We start from the raw sequence: 14,983 nt of genomic DNA, 5'->3' as shown, positions 1-14,983 counted from the left end.
GTGTTAGTAACTTTTATTTATGTCTCTGTCGATTAAATCCTCCGATGAGTGCCGTTGGGATATTGCATCCCTCGGCGAGGTGATGCTGCGTCTCGATCCGGGTGAAGGCCGTATTCATACGAGCCGTTCGTTCCATGTGTGGGAAGGCGGCGGTGAGTATAATGTGGCTCGCGGGCTGCGCCGCTGTTTCCGCATGCGCGGGGCGGTGGTGACGGCGATTTGCGATAATCCCGTGGGCCGTTTGCTTGAGGATTGCATGTTGCAGGGCGGGCTGGATCTGGATTATGTGCAGTGGAAGAAGTTCGACGGGATCGGCCGCGATTGCCGCGTGGGCTTGAATTTTACGGAGCGCGGCTACGGCGTGCGTGCGGCGGTGGGTTGTTCCGACCGCGGTTTGAGCGCAGCGAGCCAGATGAAGCCGGGCGATGTGGATTGGGATGCCCTGTTCGGACGCGACGGTGTGCGCTGGTTCCATACGGGCGGGATTTTCGCAGGCTTGTCGGAGACGACGAGCAAGGTGGTGCTGGAGGCGGTGAAGGCCGCCCGGAAGTACGGTACGGTTGTTTCCTACGATTTGAATTACCGCCCTTCGCTGTGGAAGAGTATCGGCGGGCAGGAGCGCGCCCGCGAGGTGAATCGCGCGATTGCTCCGTATGTGGATGTGATGATCGGCAACGAGGAGGATTTTCAGGCGTCGCTGGGTCTTGAGATCGAGGGTGCGACGGAGGATTTCGCCCATATCGACCAGAATGCCTATCAGCGGATGATCCGCAAGGCGGTGCAGGAGTTCGGTTTCAATGCGGCGGCGACGACGCTGCGCGTGGCTCGCACGGCGACGTTCAACGATTGGGCGGCGATGCTGTATTACGAGGATGCGTTTTACGATTCGATTTCGCTTCCCGATCTGGAGATTATGGACCGTGTGGGCGGAGGAGATTCGTTCGCTTCCGGCCTGATTTACGGGTTCCTTTCCGGGAAGGGGCCGCAGTATGCGGTGAATTGCGGCTGCGCCCACGGCGCGCTGGCGATGACGACTCCCGGAGATACGTCCACGGCTTCACTGGCCGAGGTGGAGAAGGTGATGAAGGGCGGTACGGCCCGCGTGGACCGCTAAAGGAAAGGGTACGGGAAGATGATCGAGAGCTGGAGATGGTACGGGCCTGCCGATGCGATTACGCTGCGCGATGTTCGCCAGGCGGGGGTGCAGGGTGTGGTGACGGCGTTGCACGAGGTGCGCTGCGGCGAGCTGTGGACGGAGGAGGCGATTATGGAGCGCAAGCGCATGGTCGAGGCCGCCGGGATGCAGTGGGTGGTGGTGGAGAGCGTGGCGGTGCATGAGGATATCAAGACGCGGTCGGGCAATTGGCGGCATTATGTGGATGTGTATAAGCAGTGTCTTCGGAATCTCGCCCGCTGCGGCGTGAGGACGGTGTGCTATAATTTCATGCCGGTGCTGGACTGGACGCGTACGGATCTGTTTTTCGAGCTTCCGGACGGGAGCAGCGTGCTGAAGTGCGATGCGGATGAGGTGGCGGCATTCGATGTGTTTATTCTGAAGCGCGACGGTGCCGAGGGTGATTACGATGCCGAGGCTCTGGTTCGTGCGAGGGCGCGTTTCGATGCGATGGATGAGGCCGCCCGCAAGGCGTTGAGCGATTCGATTCTGCTCGGCCTGCCCGGTACGGTGGATGATTTGACGCCCGATGAGTTCAAGGCGATGCTGGCGCGTTACGACGGTATCGACGATGAGAAGTTGAGGAATAATCTGTACGATTTTCTGCGCGAGATTATGCCGGTGTGCGAGGAGGAGGGGATTCGCATGGCGATTCACCCGGATGATCCTCCTCGCCCGATTTTCGGGCTGCCGCGTATTATGAGCGATGAGGCGGATATGGAGAGGCTGGTGCGCGAGGTGCCTTCGATGTGCAACGGTTTTTCGCTGTGTACGGGGTCGCTGGGCGGTCTGAGGACGAATGCGCCGCATTTGCTGATGGAGAAGTTCGCCGACCGGGTGTTTTTCGTTCATTTCCGCAATACGGTGTTTGAAGGCGAGAATGCGGATTCTTTCCGCGAGTCGGATTCCCATTTGCATGGGCATACGGATATGGCCTATGCGATGCAGGTTCTTCTGGATGAGGAGGATCGTCGGCGTGCTGCCGGTGAGGTTTGCCCGGAGATTCCGGTGCGTCCCGATCACGGCAGGCTGATGGATATGGATCAGGGCAAGGGTTGCTATGCCGGGTATTCGTACGGTGGCCGCGCCATCGGTCTGGCGGAGTTGCGCGGGCTGGCGATGGGGTTGCGTGCGTATCGCCCGCTTGTGGGCAAGGTGGCGGTGGTGACGGGTGCGGCCGGGGTGCTGTGTTCGGTGATGGCTCGTAGTCTGCTGAAAGCGGGTGCGAAGGTGGCGCTGCTGGGCCGGACGCTTTCCAAGCTGGAGGTTTTGAAAGAGGAGCTGGCGAAGGAGGGGCTGCCGCAGGTGCTGGCTCTGGAGGCGGATGTGCTGGATCGAGCTTCTCTGGAAGAGGCTCGCAGCAAGGTGCTGGCTGCATGGGGGCATTTGGATGTTCTGGTGAACGGCGCGGGCGGCAACGATCCGCGCGGTACGACTCCCGCCGAGCAGTGCGAGCCGGATACGGAGCGTGCGAAGGGATTTTTCGGCATGGATATGGAGGGTTTCGAGTATGTGAACCGCCTGAATATGATCGGTACGATTCTGCCTTCCCAAGTGTTCGGCGAATGCCTGGCGGAGTCGCGCGGGTGTATTGTGAATCTGTCTTCGATGGCTGCGTTCCAGCCGTTGACGAAGGTGGGGGCTTACGGTGCGGCGAAGGCGGCGGTGGAGAATTTCACGAAGTGGCTGGCGACGCATCTGGCTCCGCTCGGCGTGCGCGTGAATGCGATTGCCCCCGGCTTTTTCATTACGAACCAGAATAGGTTCCTGATGCTGGAGCAGGACGGTGCGACGCCGACGGCGCGCGGCGGGAAGGTGCTGGCGAAGACTCCGATGCACCGTTTCGGCGAGCCGGAGGATTTGTGCGGTGCGCTGCAGTTTCTGGTGTCGTCCGGCGCCGGGTTCGTGACGGGTGTTACGATTCCCGTGGACGGCGGGTTCCTTGCCTATTCGGGCGTTTGATTCAACTTTGTTGCCGCCATGCTGTTTTCCGACGATTTCCTTCTTGATACGCCGCAGGCCCGGAAGCTGTTCCACGGCCACGCGGAGCATTTGCCGATTATCGATTACCATTCGCATCTGGATGCGGCGGCGATTGCCGATAACCGCCAGTTCGCGAATATCGCCCAGCTTTGGCTGGACGGCGATCATTACAAGTGGCGAGCGATGCGGACGAACGGGGTGCCGGAGCGGTTCTGCTCGGGCGATGCCTCCGACCGTGAGAAGTTCGATGCATGGGCTGCGACGGTGCCGAAGCTTGTGAGGAATCCCCTGTACCACTGGACGCATCTGGAGCTGCGCCGCCCGTTTGGGATGACGGGGCTTTTGTTCGGTCCCGAGACGGCGGATACGGTGTGGGAACAGACTGCGATGCAGTTGCAGTCCGGCGGCATGGGCGCACGCGATATTCTGGAGAAGATGCACGTGGAGGCGGTGTGTACGACGGATGATCCCTGCGATGATTTGCAGGCTCATGCCCGGCATGCCGCAGCGGGCCGTTCGCTGAAACTGCTGCCGACGTTCCGTCCGGATAAGGCGCGGGCGATTGGGGATGTGAAGGCATGGATGGCTTGGCTCGTCCGGCTGGAACAGTCTGTCGGCTATGGGATCTCTGATCTTGATGGTTTCCTGAAGGCTTTGGCGGAGAGGCATGCGTTTTTTGCGGCGCACGGCTGCAAGTTGTCCGACCATTCGCTGGAGTTCATGCACCCGGATTCGTTGTCGGAGGCCGAGGCGGCGGATGTTTTTTCCGCAGCACGGCAGGGACGCGCCATCGAGGCGGACGATGCGCAGAAGTTTTCGAATTTCATGATGGATTTCTTCGCGCGGCTGGATGCCGGAGCCGGATGGGTGCGGCAGCTCCATATCGGTGCGCTGCGGAATCCGAACGGCGCGGCGTTGGAGTCGCTGGGGCCGGATACGGGGTTCGATGCGATTGCGGATTTCACTTACGCTTCGCCGCTGGCGAAGCTGCTTGACCGTTCCGCCCGTGCAGGCTCTTTGCCCCGGACGATTCTGTACAATCTGAATCCGCGTGACAATGAGATGCTTGCCGTGCTGTGCGGCAGTTTCCAGGACGGTACGGTGGCTGCGAAGATGCAGTACGGCGCGGCCTGGTGGTTCCTTGACCAGATGGAGGGGATGACCCGCCATCTGGAGACGGTGAGCCAGCTGGGGATGCTTTCGCGCTTCGTCGGGATGCTGACGGATAGCCGGAGTTTCCTGAGCTATACGCGCCATGAGTATTTTCGCCGCATTCTGTGCCGGATTCTCGGCAGGGATATGGCCGGAGGGCTGATTCCGGACGACGATTCTTTTATCGGGGCGATGGTTTCCGATATTTCCTACAATAACGCCAAACATTATTTCAATTTCTGATTATGGATACGATTCTTGCCGCGCTTTGCGCGCTGAAACTGGTTCCCGTCGTCGTGCTGAACGATGTGGAAAAAGCCGTGCCGCTCGCACGCACGCTGATGGAAGCCGGGTGTAACGGTATCGAGATTACGTTCCGCACCGAAGCGGCGGCGGAGTCTATTGCACGGATCGTGGCAGAGGTGCCCGGCATGCTGGTAGGTGCGGGTACGCTGCTTTCTCCTGAGCAGGTGCTGCGTGCGCAATCCGCCGGGGCGACGTTCGGCGTAGCTCCGGGGTTTGATCCGGCCGTGGTGTCGGCTGCGCAGGGTTGCGGGCTTCCTTTTGTGCCGGGTATTGCGACGGCGTCGGAGATGAGTCAGGCTTTGGCCGCAGGCTGTGTGTTCCAGAAGTTTTTCCCGGCGGAACCTGCTGGAGGTACAAAGATGCTGAAGGCTTTGCTTGCGGCCTTCCGCCATACGGGGGTGCGTATTATGCCGACGGGCGGCATCGGGGCGGACAATATCAAGGAGTGGCTGGCGATTCCCGAGGTGGTGGCCTGCGGCGGTTCGTGGATTTGCGAAGCGAAGCTGATCGATGCCGGAGACTGGGCCGAGATCGGCCGCAGGACGCGCGAAGCCCTCTCCGCCTTGCGCTGATTTTCACTTTCAACTTGCAACCGATATGGAAGCGCAAAAAAGACAGGATTCGTTCCGCTGGATGATTTTGTTCATGCTGTTTGCGGCAACGACGATCAATTATCTGGACAGGCAGATTCTCGCTATTCTGAAGCCTACGCTCGATAAGGAATTCGGATGGACAAACACCGAGTACGCCATGATTATGTCCATCTTTCAAGGGGCCTATGCCGTGGGGCTAACGTTGTTTGGATGGATCGTGGACAAGTACGGTGCAAAGCTTGGGTTTGCCATTTCGATCGCGTGGTGGAGTGTCGGCGCGATGCTGCATGCGCTGGCGGGCGGCGTGAAGTCGATGGGAGCCTGCCGCATTGTGCTGGGACTTGGCGAGGGCGGTAACTTTCCTTCGTGTATCAAGACGGTGACAAGCTGGTTTCAGGCCAAGGAGCGTGTGCTGGCGACGACGCTGTTCAATTCCGGTTCCAATGTGGGAGCTATGGTGGCTCCTGCCGCGGTGGCGTGGATGGCGGGAAATTGGGGATGGCAATCGGTTTTCCTTGCTGCCGGGGCACTGGGTTTTATGTGGCTCGTTTTCTGGCTCCGGATGCCGAAGGAGCCGCGCCAGGCTTTGGTGGAGGAGTCTGCCGCTGCAGCGCAGGAGGAGAAGGCTGTGAAGATTCCGTGGAGGGAGTTGATATGTTTTCGGCAGACGTGGAGTTTGATTGTCGTTCGTTTTCTGACGGATCCGGTGTGGTGGTTTTTCCTGTTCTGGCTGCCGGATTTCTTTAAGAAGCATTTCAACTGTGATATCGCTGAGGATCCGGCTCCGCTGGTGACTGTTTTTGCGATCGTGACGGTGTTGAGCATTGGCGGCGGCTGGCTGACGAAGCGGCTGGCTTCCCTCGGCTGGAATGTGAATAAGGTGCGCAAGGTGTCGATGCTTGTTTTTGCGGCCTGTGTGTTTCCCGTCGTGTTTGTGCAGTCGCTGGACATGTGGCAGATCGTGTGCCTGATCGGCCTGGCTGGAGCGGCGCATCAGGCATGGTCGGCGAATGTGTACACGCTGGGTTCGGATATGTTCCCGAAATCCGAGGTGGCTTCGGTGACAGGTCTTACGAGCATGGCGGGTCAGGTGGGTAGCATGCTGTTTGTGATCGCGGTAGGCAATATTTTGGATCATTACAAGGATATGGGTAATGAAGCGGGTGGCTACGACGTAATTTTCACGGTCTGCGGTAGTGCCTATCTGGTGTCGTTTGTGATTTTCTCACTGATCGTGCCGAAGATCGGTATGGTGACCTCTCGCCGTGCGGAGGAATCGGGCGTCTGACGCGGGCCGGACGAGCATGTTTTGAGAGCCGGGATCCGATGAGGATTCCGGCTTTTTGCTACTGGTAGCGGTAGGGGAGTTCGAGGTGGCAGGATTCGAGGAGGTCTTTCTGCCTCAGCAAGGTGATGGTGGGGCCGTCTGCAGCGATTTCTCCCTTGTGGAGGATGATGGTGCGGCGGCACAGGTCGAGCGCCATGTCGAGATCATGCGTGGCGATGACAAGTGTTTTGCCTAGTTCGGCAAGGAGGCGTATGAGGTCCCGGCGCGAGCGGGGGTCGAGGTTGGAGCTGGGTTCGTCGAGCAGCAGGGCTCGGGCATCCATGGAGAGGACGGTGGCGATGGAGGCGAGGCGTTTTTCTCCGCCGGAGAGGTGGTGGGGCGGTTTGTCGCGGAGTGCGAGGCAGCCGACCTGTTCGAGGGCGTTCAGGGCGCTTTGTTCGGCTTCTTCGGGCGAGAGCCCCATATTCAGCGGGCCGAAGGCTGCGTCTTCGAGGATGGTGGGCATGAAGAGCTGGTCGTCGCTGTTCTGGAAGACGATGCCGACACTGCGGCGGAGGATGGGGAGCGTGCGTTTTTCGATGGATGAGCCGTCGAGCAGGAGTTGCCCTTCCATGGGAAGGAGGATGCCGGAGAGGTGGTGGAGCAGGGTCGTTTTGCCCGCACCGTTGCCGCCGATGAGGGCGACCGTTTCCCCCGGTTCGATGCGGAGGCTGATGTTTTTCAGGGAGGGGGTGCCGTCCGGGTAGCGATGGGAAAGTGAGATGGTTTCAAGCAGGGTCATGGCGTCAGGCGGGCTGGATGAGCTTACCCAGCTGTTCGGCGGGGTGGGTGAAGAAGAGGAGGAGAAGGAAGCCGAGCCAGAGGAGGAGGTAGGCATAGTCTCTGCCATGCAGTTTGTCGCTCTTCAGGGTGGGGATGGTGCCGTTGTATCCCCGTGCAAGGAGGGCGTGGTGGAGGCGCTGGGCGCGGTCGAGGGTGCGGAGGAGGAGGTGGCCTGTGAGGGCGCTCCATGTGCGGATGCAGGATTGCTGTTGGCCGAAGTTTCTTTGCCTGCATGCTCGGCCCATGGAGGAGGCTTCTTCGAGGAGGACGTCGAGGTAGCGGAAGGTGAAGAGGATTTGCCCGGTGATGACGGCGGGTATGTGCAGCCGCCGCATGGCGTCGGAGAGTCGGGGAAGCCCTGTGGAATAGAGGAGCAGGACTGTGGCGAGGATGGCGAGGTAGCCGCGCAGCATGAGGGCGGCGAAGCTGCACCAGCCCGCCGTGACGGTGTATTCGCCGAGGGTGAACAGGGGTGTGTGATCGAGGATGGGGTTCCAGATGCCGATCAGCAGAAGGAAGGGAAGGGCGGGTAGCGTTTTGCAGCTGATACGGGCGAATGAGATTCCTGCGAGAGCGGAGACGATGACGGGGTAGGCGAAGTAGGGGATGAGGTTCGGTACGTCGTATTTGCCGACGGAGAGGACGGCGACGATGTAGAGGAGGGTGGTAAGGAGCAGCGTGCGCGGTGAGATTCGGCTGAGGAAGGTGTTTTCCGTTCCAGGGGTGCCGAATCCTGACAGGATGGTTCGCGCTTGTTCGATGGGGTGCATGAAGCGGCCTGTTTACGAGGTGCGCACGGTTTTTTTGCGGCGCAGGATGAGGCCGAGGATGATGAGGAACGCTGCGACGGCGGAGGCTCCGGCCAAGCCTGAGAGGCTGGTGCCTGCACGTTCTTCGATGTCGGTGCGCGGCTGGTCGGCGGCGGGGAGGTTGTAGTCTGGCAGGATGGAGGTTTTTTCCTGAATGCGGGCGAGTGTTTCGTGGCTGGTGGAGGTGTTGGCGATTTCGCTGGAGTGTGTGCGTTCGGCTGCCCATTCGAGGCCGTCCGGCAGGGAGGAGGCATACCATGAGAGTAGCCCTCCGACGGTGGCGACAAGGATGCCCATGAGGATGAAGAACGGTTTGTAGCTGATGTGCTGTTGCTGCGCCGCCTGCGGAAGGGCCGGATAGAGTGCCGGGCGCATGCGGGCGAGGAAGAGGAGGAGTGCGGCGGTGGCCAGGCCTTCCACTCCGCCGATGGCAAGGTGGATGGGCTGCATGAGGGCGACGAAGGCGGAGAAGGGCAGTTCCGTGATGCCGGAGAGCGTGGTTTCGATGACGACGCCGAAGGCTCCGAGCTGCAGGCCGATGATGGCGGCGAGGAACCCTCCCCATGCGATGCGGGAAGGGCTGATGCCGTTGGTGCCCCGGTTGATGGTGCGGTAGATGAGCGGGTAGGCGACGAGGCAGGGAAGGAGGGCGAGGTTCGCGATGTTGCACCCGAGGGCCAGCAGTCCGCCATCCGCAAAGAGGAATGCCTGGATGGCCAGGATGGAGGCCATGACGATGCAGGCCGCCCACGGGCCCAGCAGGGCCGCCAGCAGGATGCCGCCGCCGATATGGCCGCTGGAGCCGGTGGCGGGGATGGTGAAGTTGATCATCTGGGCGGCGAAGACGAAGGCTCCGAGTACGCCCATCAGCGGCGGGAGGCGGTCGTCGCGTTCGTGTGAGACTTTCCGCGAGGCGACGTAGAGCCCGGCGGCCGAGACGGCCCACATGGCTCCGCCGACAGCGGGCGATACGAGGGCGTCCGACATGTGCATGGCTGGTGCGTGAAAAGAAAGAGGTGATGGCCCGGGCATTTCTCAAAGGCGGATGAGGTTCCGCGCCCGGTCGGTTTCATGCTATCATTTTGAATGTCGGGTGTCAATGTCTGTCCTGACGTACGGTTGGTGTCCGGCCGATGATTGGGGCGACATTTCGTGTCAAAAACAAGCAGCCCGCAGGGCCGGGGTATGGGTGGTCTCTGCCCGTTTTGACGGGTAAGTCGATTATTGTGGTTTGTTTTTGCCCACCCATTCCAGTTTGAGCGTATCCAGGTAGACATCGTTCTTGTTTGTATCCATGTTGATGTCGTATGAATTATTCATCTCTTTTCCGCCCGTGTTGTATGCGAGCGTGATCAGATGCCTGCCCGCTGCCAGAGGTACGCGCAATGTTGTCGAGGGATAGAATTGATTCCGGAATGTTGTCGAAAATACGATGGTGCCGATATCCTGTCCGTCGATCAGCAGGGAGCGTATGGCACAGTGGGCTTCCCCGGTTGTGCCTACGTCTCCTCTGTCGCCGTTGTTATAACGGAAGCTGATCAGATATTCCCCTGATTCCGGAACGGTCACCCATACTTCGGCACTCTTCCGTGATTTGATCTGGCCGTCGACTTTGTCAACAAGATAGCCGTCGCCGGAATAGCCCTTGATCTCGGAGGCTTTGGGCAGTTCCGAAATACTTGTCTTTACATCTTCCATTTCATATTCCCATACCGTGCCTGCTGGATTGAAAACTACGGGAGCGGAAAATTCCGAATGGATGCCGTCTTCGGTTACTGCAATAAGTGTATAACAACCGTATTTGTTCTGCGGTACCTTGTATTCCGACTTTCCTGTCACATCAATATATTCCGTTCCGGTCCAGAGCAGGTAGCCGTACTTTGTTTCAGGTTTCCATTGAATTTTTCCGTCGGCATAAATCATTTGCGGAATATCCGGGCAAACGACCAGATTATCCTGTTTGATGTTGATCGGCGATTGGTCTGCACTGCCGTCGAGTTCCATGCGTATATCATGGTTTTTTCCGTCGGAGCGGAAGACATATTGTTCAGGGCGGTCAATGATCCTGCCGTCGATGGACATGGTTTTGATGCGGGATCCCGTTCCCGTGACCGTCAAAGACAGGAGGCTGCCTTTATATGGGTATCTGTCAAGAATGAGCGGCCCTTTGACAAAGGAAGGTACATACGGCGAGAGACGTAAACCGTCCGTTTCGTACGTCATGCCGAAAAGGATGCGGTAGTAGGAAGCCAGAGTGCTCGCGATGGACCAGAGTTGCTGTGTCGAACACAGCCCTTGTCCTGTCTGGTAATGGACGACTTCGTAGTTGGACAGGTTCATGGCGACATTGTAGAGATTGGATTTCAGAATTTCTTCTGCAATACGATGATTGCCGGCTTTTTTTGCGCCTAGCATCAGTGCTCCTTCCCATCCGGGCCATACCCCCCAGTTGTGATAGACAAACATGCCGTCCGGTTTTTGCGGGTAAACCGTATTGGCTCCATATTTGATCATCGGATAGTGAGCCAGTATCTTTTGAGATCGTTCAGCATCGGCTATACCGTAATAGACGGCATAGCCGTTTGCAATCACGTCGATCTTGTCCGTGACAGGATTACCCATATATTCGGGATACTGCCACGAGGCATAAGCGTTTTTCTCCGGAATCCAGAGATTTGTATTGATGGCATTCTTCAGTTTCAGGTATTCGGCGTTCCACTTTGCACTTTCTCCCTTGTTCAGGATGTCGGAAGATTCGGCGAGAACCTTGAACAAAACGGCATAAAATATATTCGTGCTGGTTGCTTTCGACTGCGCTATATCGGAGAAGTACCCATTGTCCATCCAGATGGGATAGGTTTTCCGGCGATGATCCAGTCCGCTGGTTTCTCCCTTGAATAATCCGGTGCGGGGGTCGTAGCATATGTGCAAATCTTTCTCCGCCGTGTATTTCAGAACAGGGTACATCTTTGCCAGATAGGCGGTATCGCCAGTCGCCAGATAATGTTCCCATACGGCCATGGCAATGATGATGCGGTCGGTGGATACAGGATAGGAGCCTCCTGTACCCGTATCTTCCTGCAGTTCCAGGGGGGCGCCCTTTATTTTTTCGAGCAGGCTGGCCTTGGATGTTTCTGGATCAATCCACCCTAAAGAGTATTGGACGGCAAAGGACGTGTCGCGCGTCCATACCTTGTTCCAGTGGACCCCCGTATTGAAGACGGGAGTGGGTGAGCCGTGCAGGGGGTGCGTGTTCTTTTTCGTTTCTTCCAGCGTCAGATTGTAGACGGCTTCCAAAAGGGGCATGTTTGCTGCTTTGAATTGCGGATATGCGGAAATATCCTGCGATAATTCCCATTTTTTTCGGACACGGCCGGATTCGATTGTTCGTCCATTGGGAGCAATCGTTTGGTAGGTTTGGTCAATCAGGCGATCCGGCTTTACTTCATAGCAAAACGAGTCGGTGGATTCGGCGAAAGCCATGCTTCCTGTCCATGCACATGCCAGGAAACAGGATAGCGGATACAGGGAATTCTTCATGATCAAATCTGTATGGGATGATGGTGCGAGCCGTTGTCTGATAAGATTCAGGCGGCAACCTTTAAACGTAGCAAGAGTCGGGATTCTTTCAAAGTCTTGCGCCTTGCCCTGCGATTATTCTTCCTCTATGGTTGCATAAGAAAAATGATAGGGTAAGGGGAGTATCGTGTGATCTGTTTGCAAGCGTTTGGGGATGTACGCGGGGATGGATGTGTTTGACGCCAAAACAAAGCCTGTCCGCAAAATTTATCCCTCTCGATGCGGAAGGTTGCATTCGCTCGAGCTCGTCCTGAAGGAGTACGGCCGTGTTTGCTGGATGGATTTCTGCGATGCGGCGTGTTGAGTAGAGTCCAGGACGGTTTTCGCCTCATGGATGGCGGAAGTGATCAGGAATGTGTGTATCGTTTGCGATGTGGCGGTTGCTGCGTTTTTTTTTCGGAGAGCAAGGGAAACGAGTGATGCTTCCTGTTGGTCGAGCCGAATGGAGACGACTTGTGCAGATGGCTGTTCCTCACGCATGTTAGTGGAGACGTTAGGGTAATTTTACCCACTTGTCAAGATGGAATTACGGGTGTTTTTGCACAGTTGTTTTTTTGCTTGTATTTGTTTGTATTTTTATCTATAAATTTCATGTGCTAACAACTGATGAAATCAAGCGATGGCTTAAAAAAATAGGCAAAAGCCGGGCCTGGCTTGGTCAACAATGTTATGTGACAAAGAGTACGGTAGACGGCTGGCTCTCGAAAGGGAGGCCTATTCCGATCGTAAAAAGAATTCTGATCGGCCAGTTGATGGAGGCAAATTCCGGTGAGGATGCGCTTCATTCGTTGTCCGGATCGATCGACTTGAATTCGGTGACGTGCGTCGCCTGTCCGATCATGCCCGATGACCGGGCTCTGATCGAAGGCGCAGCCCGGGTGGAAGGGCTCACGATTGAGGAGTTCATTCGCCGTGCCGGCTTGAGGGAGGCTTCTTCCATCCTGAAGGATGTGGAGAACCCCGTCTGAAGCAGAAGCTCTTTGTTTCGTGAAGTTGTGCGCCCGTGGCGGGCGTAGCGGATGACGGGTGCCGTGTAGAGTCGGTATCTATCTGTTTTTAGGGGGAGAACGCTGCTTTTTGCTTGCTTTTCGATTCGTTTTTGTGTCTTCTTGTGTTACCGGGCTGTCATAGCAGTTCGGAGACGATCGAGGAGGCTGCGGGTAGCAGCAGGAAATCGATGGGGAAGCCGGTGGAATTCCGGCACTGTGACGCAACCGTGTTTGCCGCCGAGCGGCATGAGTCGGAGTACCAGCCTCGAGTGTCGCACTAACGGCCGGCGGATCACCGGTCCACAGAGCATACAATATGACCATGAAATTATTTGCACCCATGACGGGTGTATCACGAGTTGTTCTCGCCATGGCTATGGCGGGAGGTTGCGCCTTCTCTCAAGCGGCAACGAATCAGGATGTGGAATTGCCGCCCGTGACGGTGGCTGCGCATGACGGCGTGGAGGTTCCCTACAATAATACGGGGGTTTCCGTGTCGATTCTGAATAGCGAGCAGTTGCAGAAGGAAGGCGTGGTGACGATGACGGAGGCTCTGACGCGCGTGCCCGGCCTGTATACGACGACCGGAGGTTCTTCCTACCAGCGCGGTTCCGTGAGCTACGCCCGCATTCGCGGGATGAATTCCGCCGATTATACGTTGACGATGGTGGACGGTATGCGCCTGTACCGCATCGGTGCGCTGGCGGGGCCCGTGTTTATGGGGACGACGGATTTGTTTTCCATCGGCAATACCGAGGTGGTGAGGGGTTCCGAAGGCGCCGTGTACGGCGCGGGGGCCATCGGCGGCGTGGTGGCGACGGGTACGCCGCAGGGGCAGGGCAAGCCGAGTTTCAAGGTGTTTACGGAAGCGGGTTCTTTCGATTCGTTTACGGGCGCAGCCATTGCACAGGGGCAGGTCGGGAAGCTGGATTATTTCGTGTCGGCCACGTACGAGCGGACGAATAACGATCCGACGACGGCGGCGCCGATTCTCGATCGCCATGCTGCGAAGTTCGAGCAGTGGTCCGAAGCCGTGCGCCTCGGCTACCAGATCAGCGATTCGACGAAGCTGACGTTTACCTACCGCCGCCAGGATGCTCAGGCCAATCAGCCGCAGGCATGCGCGACGGATTATGATCCGGTGACGTTTGCTCCCATGTACGGCGGTTTTGCGCGCGTGACCGATTATTACCGGACGAATCTCGCGACGATGAAGCTGGATACGCAGGTGAACAAGATCTGGTCGTCCAGCCTGATGGTCGGTTATTACGGGTTCGATTTTACGGATACGTATTCCCCCCTGTTCACGGGTTACGATACGTTCGATTCGAATTTGCGGAATGTGCAGATTGAATGGCGCAATCTGATGCAGTGGAACAAGCAGCACAGGACGACGGCAGGGTTCGCATGGAACCGGGCCCAGTTCGTAAGCAATTACGAGACACGTAATCTGGAGAATACCTACGGTCTTTTTGCCGAGCATATGTATTCCCCGGTGTCGAATCTGGATTTGAGCGCTGCAGCCCGTTTGGATAGCAGTACGATCTGGAATGAGTTGTTTACGTACCGCGCAGCGGCTTCGTGGAAGGTGACGGGAGATAAGTCCCCGACCCGTCTGTTCGGTTCGTTCGGTTCCGGTTACCGTGCTCCGAGCGCGTTCGAGCGTTTTGCCGATTGCACGATCGGCTATTCCCGTTATAAGGGCAATCCCGATCTGAAGGTGTCGAAGTCCCTCGGCGGCGATCTCGGCGTGGAACAGCGCGTGGCCGACAAGCATTATTTGACGGTGACAGGGTTCTGGACCCGCATCAATGACCAGATCGGCGCGACGGCCGATTATTCTTCGTGGACGAATTATTCGTATGCGACGGCTGTGGGCGTGGAATGTTCGCTGCGCGGCGAGTTCGGCGATGCCTGGAATAGCGGCTATACGCTGGCCTATACCTATACGGTGCCGAAGAATAATTCGGATCAGCAGCTTTCCTATACGGCGCGCAGCGTGTGGAGCGCAGATATCCATACGAGCCCCATCGCTTCGGTGACGACGGGGCTCGGTGTGACGGCGGCTTCCGGCCGTTCGGCGGGTGTGGGTTCCCATATCGATAGTTATTGCGTGCTGCGCTGGTATGCGCGCTGGCAGGCGACGGACAATCTGGCTTTCCATGTGCGTGTGGAGAATATGGGCAACGATCGTTTTGTGACCCAGCCCGATTATTCCGGAAATTCGACCTACGATATCATTTCGGCAGGTACGGCCGTGTACGGCGGCGTGACGCTGACGTTCTGAT

The 14,983-nt window shown here is 57.7% G+C and carries 11 protein-coding genes, 1 pseudogene and 1 riboswitch; of the genes and pseudogenes, 8 read left to right on the top strand and 4 right to left on the bottom strand.

The genetic code is table 11. The features are described 5' to 3' along the window. Positions 1–19 precede the first annotated feature (19 nt). The 6 genes and pseudogenes from PYTT_RS05525 to PYTT_RS05505 all read left to right on the top strand — a co-directional run bounded on the left by PYTT_RS05525 (position 20) and on the right by PYTT_RS05505 (position 6,496). Positions 20–1,114, top strand: a complete 1,095-nt coding sequence (locus PYTT_RS05525) for a sugar kinase (RefSeq protein WP_067774129.1) — start codon at positions 20–22, stop codon at positions 1,112–1,114. Between the two features lie 18 nt (positions 1,115–1,132). After that, positions 1,133–2,305 (top strand): annotated as a pseudogene (gene uxuA / locus PYTT_RS13890) (mannonate dehydratase); the annotation flags it as partial. Next, positions 2,294–3,136, top strand: coding sequence for an SDR family oxidoreductase (locus PYTT_RS13885; RefSeq protein WP_342744177.1), 843 nt, complete (start codon positions 2,294–2,296; stop codon positions 3,134–3,136). The pseudogene uxuA and the gene PYTT_RS13885, both read left to right, overlap by 12 nt. 18 nt (positions 3,137–3,154) lie before the next feature. Further along, on the top strand, positions 3,155–4,552 hold the full coding sequence (gene uxaC, locus PYTT_RS05515; RefSeq protein ID WP_067774123.1) for a glucuronate isomerase: 1,398 nt from the start codon (positions 3,155–3,157) through the stop codon (positions 4,550–4,552). A 2-nt stretch (positions 4,553–4,554) separates the two neighbouring features. Continuing rightward, positions 4,555–5,187: a bifunctional 4-hydroxy-2-oxoglutarate aldolase/2-dehydro-3-deoxy-phosphogluconate aldolase gene (gene eda / locus PYTT_RS05510; protein ID WP_067774120.1), complete on the top strand. Its 633-nt coding sequence runs from the start codon at positions 4,555–4,557 to the stop codon at positions 5,185–5,187. Between the two features lie 25 nt (positions 5,188–5,212). Continuing rightward, positions 5,213–6,496: an MFS transporter gene (locus PYTT_RS05505; RefSeq protein WP_067774117.1), complete on the top strand. Its 1,284-nt coding sequence runs from the start codon at positions 5,213–5,215 to the stop codon at positions 6,494–6,496. A 58-nt stretch (positions 6,497–6,554) separates the two neighbouring features. On the opposite strand, the gene PYTT_RS05500 is transcribed toward PYTT_RS05505, so the two are convergent. The 4 genes from PYTT_RS05500 to PYTT_RS05485 all read right to left on the bottom strand — a co-directional run bounded on the left by PYTT_RS05500 (position 6,555) and on the right by PYTT_RS05485 (position 11,610). Further along, positions 6,555–7,277 carry an energy-coupling factor ABC transporter ATP-binding protein gene (locus PYTT_RS05500; protein ID WP_067774114.1) on the bottom strand — a complete coding sequence of 241 codons (723 nt, stop codon included), beginning with the start codon at positions 7,275–7,277 and terminating at the stop codon, positions 6,555–6,557. Between the two features lie 4 nt (positions 7,278–7,281). Further along, entirely contained in the window at positions 7,282–8,088 is an 807-nt protein-coding gene (cbiQ, locus tag PYTT_RS05495) for a cobalt ECF transporter T component CbiQ (protein WP_083076562.1), read from the bottom strand. A gap of 12 nt (positions 8,089–8,100) precedes the next feature. Further along, positions 8,101–9,120, bottom strand: coding sequence for an energy-coupling factor ABC transporter permease (locus tag PYTT_RS05490; RefSeq protein WP_067774112.1), 1,020 nt, complete (start codon positions 9,118–9,120; stop codon positions 8,101–8,103). Between the two features lie 228 nt (positions 9,121–9,348). Further along, the gene (locus PYTT_RS05485; protein WP_141675749.1) at positions 9,349–11,610 is read right to left on the bottom strand and encodes an alpha-L-rhamnosidase-related protein; all 2,262 of its coding nucleotides are present in this window, start codon (positions 11,608–11,610) and stop codon (positions 9,349–9,351) included. Positions 11,611–12,377: 767 nt separating this feature from the next. On the opposite strand from PYTT_RS05485, the gene PYTT_RS05475 reads away from it, so the two are divergent. Together PYTT_RS05475 and PYTT_RS05470 are read left to right on the top strand one after the other, a co-directional pair. Next, complete coding sequence (locus PYTT_RS05475) at positions 12,378–12,674, top strand: type II toxin -antitoxin system TacA 1-like antitoxin (RefSeq protein ID WP_141675748.1); 297 nt, start codon at positions 12,378–12,380, stop codon at positions 12,672–12,674. Positions 12,675–12,837: 163 nt separating this feature from the next. Beyond that, positions 12,838–12,977, top strand: a riboswitch (cobalamin riboswitch). Between the two features lie 40 nt (positions 12,978–13,017). Next, on the top strand, positions 13,018–14,982 hold the full coding sequence (locus PYTT_RS05470) for a TonB-dependent receptor plug domain-containing protein (protein ID WP_176712494.1): 1,965 nt from the start codon (positions 13,018–13,020) through the stop codon (positions 14,980–14,982). The last annotated feature ends 1 nt before the right edge of the window (position 14,983 follow it).

This window comes from Neoakkermansia glycaniphila (assembly GCF_900097105.1).
GTDB classification, from domain to species: domain Bacteria; phylum Verrucomicrobiota; class Verrucomicrobiia; order Verrucomicrobiales; family Akkermansiaceae; genus Akkermansia; species Akkermansia glycaniphila.
This window is presented reverse-complemented; position numbering and strand designations above follow the sequence as displayed.